The 14,837-nt window shown below is 65.5% G+C and carries 9 protein-coding genes; all 9 read left to right on the top strand.

Features of this window, described 5'->3' with window-relative positions; translation table 11 throughout:
• Positions 1 to 166 precede the first annotated feature (166 nt).
• The 9 genes from DMB86_RS06925 to DMB86_RS06965 all read left to right on the top strand — a co-directional run bounded on the left by DMB86_RS06925 (position 167) and on the right by DMB86_RS06965 (position 14,572).
• A complete protein-coding gene (locus tag DMB86_RS06925; protein WP_171814405.1) occupies positions 167 to 2,821 on the top strand; it encodes a helix-turn-helix transcriptional regulator in 2,655 nt (884 codons plus the stop codon).
• On the top strand, positions 2,818 to 5,682 hold the full coding sequence (locus DMB86_RS06930; protein WP_113717134.1) for a helix-turn-helix transcriptional regulator: 2,865 nt from the start codon (positions 2,818 to 2,820) through the stop codon (positions 5,680 to 5,682). The genes DMB86_RS06925 and DMB86_RS06930 overlap by 4 nt, the downstream gene beginning before the upstream one ends.
• Positions 5,683 to 6,207: 525 nt before the next feature.
• Complete coding sequence (locus DMB86_RS06935) at positions 6,208 to 7,785, top strand: sugar transferase (RefSeq protein WP_227878640.1); 1,578 nt, start codon at positions 6,208 to 6,210, stop codon at positions 7,783 to 7,785.
• A gap of 50 nt (positions 7,786 to 7,835) precedes the next feature.
• The gene (locus DMB86_RS06940; protein ID WP_113717136.1) at positions 7,836 to 8,939 is read left to right on the top strand and encodes a Gfo/Idh/MocA family protein; all 1,104 of its coding nucleotides are present in this window, start codon (positions 7,836 to 7,838) and stop codon (positions 8,937 to 8,939) included.
• Entirely contained in the window at positions 8,936 to 9,946 is a 1,011-nt protein-coding gene (locus DMB86_RS06945) for an NAD-dependent epimerase/dehydratase family protein (RefSeq protein WP_113717137.1), read from the top strand. Before DMB86_RS06940 ends, DMB86_RS06945 begins: the two co-directional genes overlap by 4 nt.
• A complete protein-coding gene (locus DMB86_RS06950; protein ID WP_227878641.1) occupies positions 9,943 to 11,115 on the top strand; it encodes a DegT/DnrJ/EryC1/StrS family aminotransferase in 1,173 nt (390 codons plus the stop codon). Before DMB86_RS06945 ends, DMB86_RS06950 begins: the two co-directional genes overlap by 4 nt.
• Positions 11,116 to 11,121: 6 nt before the next feature.
• Positions 11,122 to 11,799, top strand: a complete 678-nt coding sequence (locus DMB86_RS06955; protein WP_113717138.1) for a NeuD/PglB/VioB family sugar acetyltransferase — start codon at positions 11,122 to 11,124, stop codon at positions 11,797 to 11,799.
• 1 nt (position 11,800) lies between these two features.
• Positions 11,801 to 12,958, top strand: a complete 1,158-nt coding sequence (locus DMB86_RS06960) for a DegT/DnrJ/EryC1/StrS family aminotransferase (RefSeq protein ID WP_113717139.1) — start codon at positions 11,801 to 11,803, stop codon at positions 12,956 to 12,958.
• Positions 12,959 to 13,105: 147 nt separating this feature from the next.
• Positions 13,106 to 14,572, top strand: a complete 1,467-nt coding sequence (locus DMB86_RS06965) for an oligosaccharide flippase family protein (RefSeq protein ID WP_113717140.1) — start codon at positions 13,106 to 13,108, stop codon at positions 14,570 to 14,572.
• Positions 14,573 to 14,837: the final 265 nt, after the last annotated feature.

The raw sequence follows: 14,837 nt of genomic DNA on the forward strand, positions 1-14,837 counted from the left end.
GTGCGTCAATTTTCGCTGTTATACTCAGCTTGAATCACGGCAGCGGGGATTAGTGGGGTTCTCGCGCGCCTCGTGATTAAGGGGATGTTTGAGCATGTCAAGCGTGTGGGGAGACGCTGCACCTCAACGCAACAATGGGGCGGAGCTGCGGTCTCGGCGAAGGGCCATGGGTGCCGAAGAGCGGCGCCGCTGGTCCTCATTGGTGCGGCAGGACACCCTGGACGCGGTCTTGGGAAACCTCCACGACGCCACGCTTCACGGAGTTGCCATCATCGGCCCGAGAGGCGTGGGTAAAACGATCCTTTCGCGCCGCGTCGAAGAGCGGATCCGCCCCCGCACACACGTGGTCCGCGTATTTGGCACCGGATCCGACACCGAGGTTCCTTACGGGGCCTTCAGCGTTCTCATGGCACGGCTGGGCGACCATCAGCCCGATTCGCCCGCCGCAACCCTGCAGTGGCTGGTGGACCTGGTCAAAATGGAGGCGCTGGGACGGCCCACCGTTCTTGTCCTGGACGAACTCCCCGGCATTGACACGGCCAGCATGGGCGTCGTGATGCAACTGGTGCTCAGCGACGCGGCCAAACTGCTGGTCCTGGCCCGCAGCGCGTCCGATTTGCCCGATGACCTGGTGTGGATGGTCAAGGACGGGCTGATCGCCACGGAGCGGGTGGACGTCTTCACCAAGGGGGAGGTCCGCACCCTGCTCGCCAAGGCCCTCAAGGGAGCGGTGGCCGAGTCGGTGGTCTCTGCGCTGTACGCGTCCAGCGCCGGCAATCCGCAGGTGCTGCAGGCGCTGGTGAATGAGGACCTGAACACCGGGGCGCTGCGCCAGCACGGCGGCGTCTGGGTGCTGGCGGGTCCGAGGCTCGATGGCGCGGACACTGTTCTGGCGGACCTGGTCGAATCCAGGATGGCACGCCTGCCCGAATCCGTGCGCGGCGGCGTGGAGAAGCTCGCACTCCTGCGCAGGGTACCCCTGTCCATGGCGATGCGGGCCCTCGGGCCGGAGGCCGTCTCGGAGCTGGAGGAACGGGGCTTGCTGACCATCCGGCCCGGCATCAACGGTGAAGCCTCGCTGGCCGAACCATATCTCGGCGAAACCCTGAGGAGCCGGCTCACTGCCAAGGAAAAGGCCCAGCGCTTCCATGAGATGTCCGGGGTGCTGGAGATGGAGCCGGACACGATGGACACGCAGCAGCTCCTGACCTTTGCCGCGTGGGTGAACGACGCCGGCATGGTCCTGAAGCCCGAGGCCGCCCTGGCTGCCGGAGAGGCGGCGTTGCGCTATTTTGAGCCACAGCTTGCCCTTTCTTGTTGCGCCCATATTCCCCACGGCCATGAGCGCGAGGTGCAGGCAGCACAGATTCACGGCCGGGCTTATTTCATGCTGGCCAACTACGCCATGTCCGTCGACGCCCTTAATGCCGTCGCGCCGGATGTCCTTTCCGCCCTGCCGCTGCAGGAGTACGCTTCATGGGCCGCAGACCTGACAAGTTCCCTTCTATGGGTGCCGGACGGCTACTCGCGGATTGAAGAGCTCCTGGCCGACGTCGAATGGCGGATTCAGCAGGCGTCCGGGGATGAAGACACGACGGCGGCACTGAAGTTGCTGATGTTGGCGCGCTTTGAATTTCAAGTTCACCGCGGGGAATTCGCGGAGGTGGCGGCGGACCTGGAAGCCGGCAGCAAGGACCCCCGTGACAGGGAATTCCGGCTCAACTGTTCCAGCCTGCTGGCTCTTGTCCTGGCCACCACGGGGCGGGAGATGGACGCCGTCGCACTTTCCGGGGCCATCACTGCCGAGGCCGAGGAATACGACCTGGCGCCGCGCATGGGCGACTGGCACCTGAGGGCCTTGGTCCTTGCCCTGACGTGGACGGGGCAGTGGAGGGCCTGCGAGTCGATGATTAAGGATGCGGTGGACTATTCGTCCGGCCGGACGCAGCGGCGGGGCGGTGTCATGGAGCTGGCACTGGGGCTGACGTACGCGTATGCAGGCCGCGGGGCAGCGGCGGCGGATGTGCTGCTCGTGGCGGCGGCGCAGTTGGAAGTCCGCGACACCTACAACAGCCTGAAACTGGTGTATGCCGCGCTGGCATTCGTGTTTGCGCAAATCAATGACGTGCCCAGTGCGCGGCGCTATTTGGCGAAGGCGCAGGAAACCGAGCCCCTTACCCTGTGGGTCAACCGCTCCATGGCGGAGTTCTTTGAGCTGATGGCGCTGCGCTGGCTCGACGAGCCCACCGCCGCCGCCCAACTGGTGGCCAATGCTGAAATAGACACTGCCAAGGGCCGCTTCACCACAGCCTCCATGGACCTCTTTGGAGCCACCACCCACGGCAATAACGAACAATACAGGCTCCTGGAGGAGACCTCGCTCAAGCGCCAGGGACCCATGGCCGCCGTCAGTGTTGCGCTGGCCCGCGCACACCGGAAAGGCAGCGCTGCCCTGGCCCTCCAGGCGGCGGAAGGCGCACACGACCTGGAGCTTGCCGCCGTTGAGTCGCGCTGCGCCGTCGTTGCCCTGGACCTGGCCCGGAACGCCGGTGAAGCGCGGCTGGCCCGGGAGGCACAACACAGACTCGACCTGCTCATGCCGCAGGTGCCCGTGCTGCCGGTGGTTCCCCACCACGCCGCGGTACCCCTGACCACGCGGGAACGGCAGGTCGCTGCCCTGGCCGTCCGCGGCATGGCCAACCGGGAGATTGCGTCCACCATTGGCGTCTCCATCCGCACAGTGGAAGGGCACCTGTATCAGGTGTTTGCGAAGATGGGCATTACTTCACGGTCCGAACTTGAGCAGGGGATGGATTGGTGACGGGCCCCACGGGTCCGCCGGAGCAGCCGTGGGAATTGCACAAGCCGCCATTCTGCCGTGCCAACGAACTGGCGGACATCGTCTCGGCCATCCGCTCCGAGGGGTGCCGGGCTGTCTTCGTCACCTCGGACAACGGCTTCGGGGCGTCGACCATCCTGCGTGAATTGACGGAAGCCGCACAGGAGCACGTGCCCGTCCTGACCGTTCACGGTTCGCAGTCGCTGGCGAAGATCCCGTTTGGCGTCATGGCGCCTTACCTGTCCGCGGCCGGAACCGAGGGCGCGAGTATCCGCATGGACGTGTTGCGGGCCGTGCTGGATGAACTTCGGCTCAGGCAGGAAGCCCTTGACGACGGCAGGGAAGGCCCGGCCCACGACGGCACGGAAGGCCCCGCCCACCCCGGCCCGGAAAGCCCGGCCCACCCCGATCCGGCCGGGAAGGCTGCCATCCCCGCAGCGGATGACGGCCACTACGTCGTGCAGGACCTGCCCCTCATGGTGGTCGATGACGCCCATTCCATGGACACGGCCACGGCCGAGCTGATCGTGAGCCTCGTCAGGTCCGGGATTGTGAACCTGGTGGCTTCCCATTCAAGCAGGCACGGCCTGCCCGATCCGCTGCCAAAGTTGTGGGCCACAGGCATGGCGGAAAACATTGTGCTGCGCCCCCTGGACCAGGCACAGGCACGTGACTTTTGCGAGACCATGCTGGGAGGGCCGGTCCTTGAGTCGACGGGATGGCACTTTTGGTCGGCATCCGGCGGCAACCCGCTGTTCCTCCAGATGCTGGTGACACAGGCCGTGCAAAGGCGTACCCTCACGAAGCGCTGGGGCGTCTGGGTTGCCGACCCGACCACGCCCGTCCATGGGAATGACCTGAAACAAGCCGTCCGCAGCCAACTCCGGGACCTTTCCGAAGCGGGCTCCGAAGCGCTTAACCTCATCGCTCTCTCTGAGCCGGTGGAGGATTCCTCCATCGAGGAGCTCGTTGGCACCGCAGCCCTTCGCGAACTCCTGGACTGGCGCCTGGTCCGCTACGGCCCGCGACCCTCCCGGCTCCTCCGGCTTGCCAACCCCATCTACGGGGAGGTGGTGCGGGAAATGGTGTCAGTGACCCAGAGCCGCCTGCTCCACGAACGACTGATTGGCCGGCTCGGCAATGATCCAGCCAATAAGGAAGGCCTGCTGCGCCGCGTGGTGTGGGCGGTTGAAATCGGCGTGGACGTCCCCGATGAAAGGCTGCTTGCGGTCGCCGTCCTCGCCAGCAGGATGTACCAGTCCAACACAGCCCTGGAGCTGGCCAATTTGGTCGGGGGCAAGGAGTTCCGACTGCGGGCGGACATGGTGCGGGCCCGCGCCCACTACAACCTGGGCAACTACCAGCGCGCACTGTCCATCGTGGATTCGGTGGTGCAGGACGCCGGAAACCTGCCTGACCTGCTGTTTGGCACCTTGTTGCGCGCAACCACCAGATCGGCGTTGGGCATGCCCGTTGAGTCGCTCGAAGCGGACGCCGCCGTGCTGCGCAGAAGGGGTGTGGAACTGGCCCGCTCGCATCCCGGGGAGGCGGAGTCCATTCATGCCCTCAGCGAGTCCGGAGCGCTGCTGGTTGATCTGATGGCACTCTCGCGCCGGGGCCGCTTTTCGGCGATGGCGTGTCCGATCGCCCTGCTGACCGAAGTTGACGGCCTCTCTGATCCCATGGCCCGGCTTTTCCGGGCCATGGCCTTGACCATGGAATCCGAGCGGCTTAGCGCACAGGGTTTTCCGGAACAGGGGATGGCCCGGGCCCGGGAAGCCTATGCCATTGAACATTCGGAGGAGAACGATGTCTTTTTCCTGCCGGAATCCATCCTGTTGCGTCATCTGGCCGCGGCCGTGTGCTGCGGGGACTGGCAGGGGGCCGCCAACGTGATGGCGGAATTCTCCCTCGAGGCCGGTCCGGTGGTCTTCTCCTTCGGCGGCGGCGCCGACGTGGTGCGCGGCATGGTGTTTCTGCGCGGCGGCAAGGCCGCGGACGCCCTGCCGGTCCTGCTCGCCGGCATCGACGCCCTCCGGATCAGCGACTCCCAGCAGCTGCTGGGTTTTTGCACCGCCATGGCTGCCTACGCCGCCGCGAGGCTGGGCAAGGTGGAGCTGGCCCGGCGGCTGGTGGATGACCACGTGGAAGGCGCCGGGATGTTTGTGGTGCTCTCCCACGAACGCGCGTACATGGCGGCGGCACAGTTCTTGTTGAGGCACGACGCCGGGACCCCCGTCGAGCTGGTTGCCCTCGCCGACTCTGCGCTCGCCGAGGGCTCCACCACCCTGGAGCTGAATGCCCTGGCCATGGCCCTGGAGCTGGGGGATGAAGGCGTCGTCCCCAGACTTGCGCGCGTGGCGGCCCGCGTGGAGGGCCAATGGGCCCGGGCCCTGCGCCAGTATGCCGAGGCGCTCGGGGCCCAGGACGGAGAGCGCTTGTCCGTGGCTGGCGAGGCACTGGGCGCGGCGGGCATGTTCGGCCTCGCGGAGAGAGCCCTGCAACGCTCTGTTGCGCTGTTGGGGGAGAGCGAATCACTCGAGGCGGTGCGCAGTGCGCGCTCCAGCCTGCGCAAGGCGGCGGACGGGATGGGTGTGGAGACGCCCGGCATGGTGCGGCCTGCCAAGGCGGCGGACACGCGGCCACCGACGGGCCGGCTGACACGCCGCGAAATGGAAATCTCCACCATGGCAGCCGCGGGACGCACAGACCGTGAGATCGCGCAGCAACTCATGCTGTCCCTCCGCACCGTCGAGGGCCACCTTTACCGCGCCTACGCCAAATTGGGAATTTCAGGCCGCGAGGAACTGGCCGGCGTCATTTCCGGCACTGCCACCGAGTAACCGGGGCAGGTAGTGCCCGAGTACTACCTAAGTAGTACCGCGCTACTTGTGCCGGCGGACCTTCAATAGACGAGTATCCACCACTCGTGTGGAACATACATGGCTCGACTTGAATGGGAGACAGCAATCAAAGGTCTCACACAAAGAAGGTCTCTCCATGGTCGGATCGCAGTCAACGTTGGCCGAACGGGTCTTCCTTGGCGCGGGCGTTCCGGAGGTAACAGGTGCACTGCCTGCCCCCCGGACACCCACCAAGTCCTTGACCGGCAACGCTGAGTCCTTCGGAATCGCATGCCCATCCACGGGCCGGTTCCTTCCTGCCGGAATCCGGCATGGGGGCGCATCGGCAATCTTGCCGCTGCCCCGGTTGCTCACCCTGCCTGATGCCTGGCATCAGGCTCCACATTCGGAGCCGGCGGCGGATAAGCCTTCTGAGACCAAGGCTTTCCCCCAGCCGTCGTCGGCTCCCCTTACTTGCAGACCATACGGGAACGTTCCGGCACTGAGCACGGGAGCGAGGACCCAGTGAGTGATCTCAAGAGCAGCGCCGTGGTAGGCGAACCGGCGTCCGCACCGTTCCTTTATGACGCAGGTCCGGCGGTTGAAAGCACGAACCGCCCCAAGCACACCGCCTGGGACGCGGAGACGCTTCGCGAACCGTCTCCCTCCGGGAAATCCCGTGCCGGCTGGCCGGTGTTGTATGCCCGCAGGCTTGCCTTGACGGATCTGGCAGTCTCCCTCGCGGCGGTCGCAGCAGCCTACTTTGGACGTTTCGGACTGGACAATGCGAACGTCGCCAACCAGGTACCGCCCTACGAGTATGTCGGCATCAGCCTCCTGATCCTCATCCTGTGGAACGCGGACCTGGCATTGTTCCGGACCCGTGAACGCCAGGCGCTCGGCGCCGGCGCCACGGAATACAAGCGCGTCCTGACGTCAACCCTCCGGGCCTTTGGACTGCTCGCCATCATCATGGTGGTTTTCCAACTGGACATAGTCCGCGGCTTCTTCGCGATGGCGCTGCCCCTCGGGATGGTCCTGTTGGTCGCGGACCGCTGGTTGTGGCGCCGCTGGATCGCGCGACGGCGCGCTGCCGGCAGCTACCTTTCCAATGCCGTGGTCCTTGGCTCCACGGACGACGTCCGCTACGTCATTTCCCAACTCCAGGCAAATCCGTCCACCGGCTTCCGCGTCGCCGGCGTCGCAGTGTCGTCCCTGGACCTGGACACGGAGATCGATCCTTCGTGGTACCGGGTGCCCGTGCAATCGAACATGGCGGACATCGCCAGGGTGGTGCGTCGTTCCAGGGCCGACGCCGTCATTGTGGCCGGCAATCTGCCCGGCGGTCCCCAGACCATCCAGGAACTTGGCTGGCGGCTGGGCGATCTCGCCACGGAACTTGTCCTCGCCTCGAGCCTGACGAACGTGGCCGGGCCCCGCGTCCATTTTCGCCCAGTGGAAGGACTCCCACTCATGCACGTGGAGATGCCCCGGTATTCAGGGGGAAAGCACGTTTACAAGCGGGCCGCCGACGTGGTCCTTTCCTCCATGGCCCTGGCGGTGCTGACTCCATTGTTGCTGGTGCTGGGCCTCATTGTCCGTCTCGACAGCCACGGACCGGCACTGTTCCGCCAGGAGCGGATTGGGCGGAACGGGGAATCGTTCAGGATGCTCAAGTTCCGCTCCATGGTGGTCGACGCCGACGCGCAGGTTGCGGCGTTGGCCGGCAGCAACGAAGGCGCCGGGGTGCTCTTCAAAATGGCGAACGATCCGCGCGTGACAAAGTGCGGCCGCTGGATGCGCAAGTTCTCCCTCGATGAACTTCCCCAGTTCTGGAACGTCCTGGTCGGCCACATGAGCCTGGTGGGGCCCCGGCCGCCATTGGCCAGGGAAGTGGCGCAGTACCGCGCGCCGGCCCACCGCCGCCTCCTGATCAAACCGGGCATTACGGGGCTGTGGCAAATCAACGGACGCTCCAACCTGGCCTGGGATGAGGCTGTCCGGCTGGACCTCTACTACGTGGAGAACTGGTCGCTGACGGGCGATCTCATCATCCTGTGGCGCACGGCCAAGGCCGTTTATGCCCCGGAGGGCGCGTATTAGGCTGCGTCCTCCGCCCACAGCATTTACAGACAAGAGAAATGGATAGCGTCATGGTCTCAAGCCCAAATTCCCTGCCACAGCCGCGGCCGGACGGTACTCGCCTGAAGGCCGCCGTTATCGGCGCGGGCTACTGGGGCCCAAACCTGGCCCGGAATTTCAAGGCCGGTCCGGATTGGGAACTCGCCGCAATTGTCGACATGGACCTGTCCCGGGCCCGGGCGATCGCCGGCCCGCTCGGGGATGTTCCGGTATTTTCCAGCCTGGCTGAACTGCTCGCCTCGACCGATGTCGACGCGGTCGCCATCGCCACGCCGGCCCGCACCCACCACCTCGTGGCGCTGCAGGCGTTGGAAGCCGGCAAGCACGTGCTTGTCGAGAAGCCGCTGGCCGCCAGCCGCGAGCTGGGCCTGGAAATGGTGGAGCTGGCAGCGTCCCGCAGGCTGACCCTCATGGCCGACCACACGTACTGCTACACGCCGGCCGCGATCAAGATCCGCCAACTCATTGCCGACGGCGAACTGGGCGAGATTCTCTTCATCGATTCCGTGCGGATCAACCTTGGCCTGGTCCAGCCGGACGTGGATGTCTTTTGGGACCTGGCACCGCACGACCTTTCCGTCATCGATTTCATCATGCCCGAAGGATTGCGCCCGGAGACCGTGGCCGCACACGGCGCGGACCCGCTGGGCACGGGCAAGTCCTGCGTGGGCCACCTGACGTTCGCGCTCCCCAACAACGCCATGGCCCACATCAATGTCAATTGGCTCAGCCCCACCAAGATCCGCCAGATGGTCATTGGCGGTTCCAAGCGGACCCTGGTCTGGGACGACCTCAACCCGCAACAGCGGCTGAGCATCTATGACCGGGGCGTCAATTTTGAGAAGGCCACCACCACGGCAGCCCAGCGCAAGGCCCAGGCAATTTCGTACCGGCTGGGCGACACTTGGTCGCCGGCACTGCCGGAAAAGGAAGCACTGGGTCAGATGGTGGCCGAATTTGCCGCCAGCATCAGGGAAGGACGCCCCTCACGGACCAGCGGGGCCGCCGGACTGCGCGTGCTCAATGTCCTGGAAGCGGCCAGCCGGAGCCTGGAAAACGGTGGCGAACAAAGTTTTGTTGCAGACGGCAACGTTCAACTGGAGGGAACACGATGACTAAGCTGCAAGGGGCCACTGTACTGGTGACAGGCGGGGCGGGAACCATTGGTTCAACAATTGTTGACCAACTGCTCGACGCCGGGGCGGCGCACGTGGATGTCCTGGACAACCTGGTGCGGGGGCGCCGCGCCAATCTGGAACCGGCACTTGCCTCGGGCAGGGTGACCCTGGTGGACGCGGACCTGCGGGACCGCGACGCCGTCCATGACCTGACGCGCGGCAAGGACATTGTGTTCCACCAGGCGGCCATCCGCATCACCCAGTGCGCGGAGGAGCCGAGGCTGGCCCTGGAAGTGCTGGTGGACGGGACGTTCACTGTCCTTGAGGCCGCCGCGGAGCACAAGGTGGACAAGGTGATTGCCGCCTCCAGCGCCTCCGTCTATGGGATGGCGGAGGAGTTCCCCACCTCCGAACGCCATCACCACCACAACAACGACACTTTTTACGGGGCGGCCAAGTCCTTCAACGAGGGCATGGCCAGAAGCTTTCGGGCCATGAGCGGCCTGGACTACGTTCTCCTGCGCTACTTCAACGTCTACGGCCCGAGGATGGACGTGCACGGCCTCTACACGGAGGTCCTGGTGCGCTGGATGGAACGCATTGTCGACGGCCTGCCGCCGCTGATCTATGGCGACGGGCGTCAAACGATGGACTTTGTGTACACGGAGGACATCGCCCGCGCCAACATCCTTGCCGCCGGAAGCGACATCACCGAAGGCTCCTACAACATCGCCAGCGGCACGGAAACCAGCCTCCTTGGCCTGGCGGAGGCGCTCTTGAGGGCCATGGACTCGCCGTTGGGCGTCCAGCACGGACCGGAACGCGCCGTGAACGGCGTTGCCCGGCGGCTCGCCGACGTCTCCGCTGCCCGGCGGGACCTGGGCTTTTCCGCGACCACCGGGCTGGAAGACGGACTGCGCAGTCTTGTGGACTGGTGGATGCCCCTGCGCGAGGAGATCGCGGCGGGGCGTTCGGTGGGCGCCGGGGCAGCGGGTTCACGATGACCACGCACAGCACCGCAGGCGTGGCGGCCCCGCCCCGCATCAACGTCATGAAGCCGTGGCTTGGCACGGAGGAGGCCGACGCCGTCGCACAGGTCATTGCCTCAGGCTGGGTCGCACAGGGGCCCAAGGTGAGGCAGTTTGAAACCGAATTCGCGCAGGCACAGGGGGCGAAGTTCGCTGTCGCCACGTCCAACTGCACCACGGCCCTGCACCTTGCACTCGTGGCGGCCGGCGTCAAGGCCGGCGACGACGTCGTCGTTCCTTCCTTTTCCTTCATCGCGACGGCCAACGCGCCCACTTATGTGGGCGCACGGCCGGTCTTCGCCGATGTCGAGGCCGAAACCGGGAACGTCACCGCCGCAACCATCGCCGCGGCCCTCACGGCCAACACACGGGCGGTGATTGTGGTGGACCAGGGCGGCATGCCCGTCGACCTGGACCCCATCCGGGCCATGTGCGACTCGCGGGGAATCGTGGTGATCGAGGATGCAGCCTGCGGTGCCGGATCCACCTACAAGGGACGGCCGGTCGCGGCCGGCGCGGAAGTGGCGGCATGGTCCTTCCACCCGCGAAAGATCCTGACCACCGGCGAGGGAGGCATGCTCACCACCTGCCACGCCAATTGGGCCGGGCGGGCATCAAAGCTGCGTGAACACGCCATGAGCGCCTCTGCCGCGGACCGGCACTCGTCACTGTTGGCACCCCAGGAGGAATACTCCGAAATCGGCTTCAACTTTCGCATGACGGACATGCAGGCGGCGGTGGGCATCGTCCAGCTGGGCCGGCTGGCCGAGGCTGTCAGGCGCCGCCGCGAGATCGTCGCACGTTACACGGAAGGACTGGCGGGCGTTCCAGGTCTGCGGCTTTCCCGAGACCCGGACCACGGGACCAGCAATTTCCAGTCGTTTTGGCTCGAGGTTCTCCCCGAATTTGGCAGCGGCCGTGAGGACGTTCTGTTGCACCTCGCGAACCTGGGCATCTCCGCGCGCCGGGGCATCATGGCATCGCACCGCCAGCCTGCCTACAGCGGCTTGGATACCGGCACCGCAGACCTGTCAGTGACGGAGCGGCTTACGGACAACACGCTGATACTTCCCGTTTACCACCAGCTGACCAACCATGAACAGGACCGCGTGATCGACGCCGTGTGGTCCGCCGATAGGGGGTAAGGGTCCGTGACTGAATTGATCCTTGTGGCGGCCAGCGGCCTGGCCCGCGAAGTGCTGGCGTCGGTCCACGCCGGCGAGAGCTACTCCGTGCGAGGGTTCCTGGACGACGATCCCGCGCTGGTTGGAGCCACCGTGGACGGCATGCGCGTGCTGGGCAGGATCGACGACGCCGGCGCGTTCCCCAAGGCGAAGTTCGTGGTTTGTGCCGGCAAGGGTGTCGCGCGGCAGGCGATCGTGGGCCGGCTTGGCGACTTGGGGGTTGGGACCGAGCGGTACGCCAGGGTCATTGACCGGACGGCCGTTGTCTCGGACAACTCGACGGTGGGCCCGGGGAGCATTCTGCTGGGCAATGTGGTGCTGACCGCCGGTGTGGAGATCGGCGCACACGTGGTCGCGATGCCGCACGTGACGTTCACCCACGACAACCAGGTGGCAGATTTCGCCACGGTGACGGCGGGTGTCTCGTTGGGCGGCGGCGTCCGGGTTGGCCGGGGCGCCTACCTGGGCATGAATGCCAGCGTCAGGGAACGGTGCACCATAGGCGCCGGGGCCACCATAGGCATGGGGGCCGCCGTCGTACAGGACGTGCCCGACTGCGAAACCTGGGTGGGGGTCCCGGCCCGCCCCATGATGCCGCCGGGTCCGGCAAGACAAGTGCCGATCGATAGGAAAGAGGGGGACTGACATGGAATCGATTCCACTGGTTGACCTGCAGGCCCAACAGGCCGAGATTCTGGACGACATCCGTCCCGAAATTGATGAGGTGCTGCGCACAGCCGCTTTCATTGGCGGTCCGGCCGTGGGCCGGTTTGAGACCGCCTACGCCGGTTTTACGGGGACGCGGCACTGCGTCGGCGTTGGCAACGGCACCGACGCGCTGGAACTCGCCCTGCGCGCCGGCGGCGTGCGGCCCGGGGGAGAGGTGATCCTGCCGGCCAACACGTTTGTGGCGACGGCGGAGGCTGTGGCAAGGATTGGTGCCGTCCCCGTGCTGGTGGACGTCGATCCGGTGCACCTGCTCATCGATCCGGCTGCCGTGACCGAAGCGGTGACGGCCAAGACCCAGGCCATCCTGCCGGTCCACCTTTTTGGCCAGCTCGCGCCGATGGCGGAGATCCTGGACATTGGCTCCTCCTGCGGTGCCGTGGTCATTGAAGATGCGGCGCAATCGCAGGGCGCGCACCGAGACGGCAAGGTTTCGGGGTCGTTCGGCCTGGCCGCGGCAACCAGCTTTTACCCGGGGAAGAACCTCGGGGCCGCCGGCGACGCGGGGGCGGTGACAACGGACGATCCGGACATCGCCGAGCAGGTGCGCATGCTGGGCGGGCACGGCAGCAGTTCCAAGTACGTGCACGACGTGGTGGGCATGAATTCCCGGCTGGACACCATCCAGGCCGTGGTTCTGAGCGCCAAGCTCAAGCGCCTGCCGCGCTGGAACGGACTGCGCCGGGCGGCGGCGGCCCGTTACGGGGAGCTGCTCTCCGCTGTCCCGGGCGCGGAAGCACCTGTTTCCCGGGCTGGCTATGAGGACGTCTGGCACCTGTACGTGGTCCAGGTCGATGACAGGGACCGGGTGCTCTACGCCCTCCATTCAGCCGGCATCGGCGCCGGGATCCACTATCCGACGCCGGTCCACCTGACGAAGGCGTTCTCCCACCTGGGACGCGGCCTTGGGGATTTCCCGGTGGCCGAGGCTGCCGCCGGCCGTATCCTGTCGCTGCCGATCTTCCCGCACATCACAGCGGGGCAGCAGGAGCGGGTTGTCGGGGTGCTCGCCGGCGCCGTTAGCGGCACAGCGGGAACGCGATCGGGGCCCTCGGAGCCTCGCGGGACGAGGCGGTAGACAGTGACATCGTCACCTATCAAAGCCCGATCAAGTCGATTCGACAGCAGGCTATTGCCTCGTGCCAACGCGAAGCCCGCGGGAGACGCCAGTTTGGCCGGATCTGTCCGGCGGGGGGCATTTTGGACCGCTGGCAGCACGCTTGTCATGCGCTTTAGCAACATCGCCGTGATGGCCGTCGTAGCGCGCATTATGGTGCCTGAGGAGTTTGGGATCTTTGCCTTGGCCATCACTGTCCACGCGTTCGTTGTCAGCCTGGCTGAGCTGGGCGTTGCTTCGGCGGTTGCCCGCTCGGATCTCGATATCGACAAGATTGCACCGACTGTGTCGACAATAGCCATCGGGACGAGCCTCCTGCTGGCCGCCCCCATGGCGTTTTTCGCTGGCGACATAGCCGAGGCGCTCGGGAATGGCGCGGCCGCATCAACTATCCAGATCATGTCTATAGCCGTTGCGCTGATCGGTCCTTTCGCAGTACCCGGTGCCATCCTGCAGCGCGACTTCCGCCAGGACTTGATCTTCCGTGCCACGGCGGTGTCCTTCGTGGCCGGCAGTGGAGCGCTTCTTGGCTTCGGCATCGCGGGCTGGGGGGCGGACGCGTTCGCGTGGTCGCGCGTCATCGGCCAAGCGGTCATGGGAACCATGATGCTGAGGGCAGCATCCCGATTTTACTGGCCGCGTTTCAATAAGACAGTCATAGCACCTTTGCTGGGATTTGGACTGCCGCTGGCCCTGGCAAACCTTATGAGCCAAGTGCTGCTTAATGTTGACAACCTTTTCGTGGGGCGCTTGATGGGGGCCGCCGACCTTGGCATCTACATGCTCGCTTTTAATATCTCGACATGGTCGACGGCCGTCATGGGTTCGATGCTCAATCAAGTGGTGCTGCCAGGCGTGTCGGCGGTGCTGCGCGATGGGGGTGACGTCCCCGCTGCGGTGGCTGCCGCTGTCCGCACGGTGGCATGGGTCGCATTTCCTATTGCAGGCTTTACTTTCGTTTTCTCTGGGCCGATTATTGAAGCCGTCTACGGTACCCAGTGGACAGCAGGGGGTCCGGTGCTGGCCGTGTTGTCGTTCTATGGCATCAGCTTCATCCTGGGCTTGTTGTGTGCCAACGTCATCATTGCCACCGGGCGGACGGGCGTTCTTTTTTGGGTCCAGGCCATTGCACTGGCCGGGCTCCTGCCAGCACTGCCCGCAGGTATCCATTTTGGTGGCATGATCGGCGCCGGCGTCGCTCATATCGTAGTCATTTCATGCATCACGCTTCCGGTTTATCTGGTGGCGCTCCGCAAGGCCACGGGTACGAGGATCAAGGGTGTCTTCACGTCGCTGGTGCATCCGACCTTGGCGGCAGCTACGGCGGCCGTGGCCGCGTGGGCAGTTACGCTGCCATTTACGTCTGCATGGTTAACTGTCAGCATCGGTGGAACCGTGGGAGCCACAATTTACCTTGGCATGACGCGCAAGATCCTCGTTCAGGTGATACCTGTTCAGGCGCTCTGGAACAAAATTGCGGCGCGGAAGGACCACACCGGCCAGACAGGTGTCGGCGACGGCGCGTATATAACGATCATTGGCAGCCAATCGGCTGCCGAGGCAAGGGGGAAATAATGAGGATCGGTCTGTTATATCCGGCGCCGGACGCTTTGTCGCCAGCAAACTGGTCGGGGACACCGGCCGGGCTTAGCGGCGGCCTGATACAAAACGGTGTGGAAGTCGTTCCCATATCGGCCCGGCTTGCACCGGGTATTCACCAGTGGGTCGCCGTTGCCTCGCGCGCCGGGGGGGAACGAGGCGCGGTGGCTGACAGAATGCCCGTGCGGCAAAGAGCACGCACCCGCGCCTTGGCGGCCTCCATCCGTCGTGCAGGCCGGCT

Origin of the sequence: Arthrobacter dokdonellae (genome assembly GCF_003268655.1) — a bacterium.
GTDB classification, from domain to species: domain Bacteria; phylum Actinomycetota; class Actinomycetes; order Actinomycetales; family Micrococcaceae; genus Specibacter; species Specibacter dokdonellae.

Excerpts from the sequence above, each read along its gene's own strand:
- DMB86_RS06945 (WP_113717137.1), top strand. The coding sequence starts at position 8,936 with ATGACTAAGCTGCAAGGGGCCACTGTACTGGTGACAGGCGGGGCGGGA.
- DMB86_RS06940 (WP_113717136.1), top strand. The coding sequence starts at position 7,836 with ATGGTCTCAAGCCCAAATTCCCTGCCACAGCCGCGGCCGGACGGTACT.
- DMB86_RS06960 (WP_113717139.1), top strand. The coding sequence starts at position 11,801 with ATGGAATCGATTCCACTGGTTGACCTGCAGGCCCAACAGGCCGAGATT.
- DMB86_RS06965 (WP_113717140.1), top strand. The coding sequence starts at position 13,106 with ATGCGCTTTAGCAACATCGCCGTGATGGCCGTCGTAGCGCGCATTATG.
- DMB86_RS06925 (WP_171814405.1), top strand. The coding sequence starts at position 167 with ATGGGTGCCGAAGAGCGGCGCCGCTGGTCCTCATTGGTGCGGCAGGAC.
- DMB86_RS06950 (WP_227878641.1), top strand. The coding sequence starts at position 9,943 with ATGACCACGCACAGCACCGCAGGCGTGGCGGCCCCGCCCCGCATCAAC.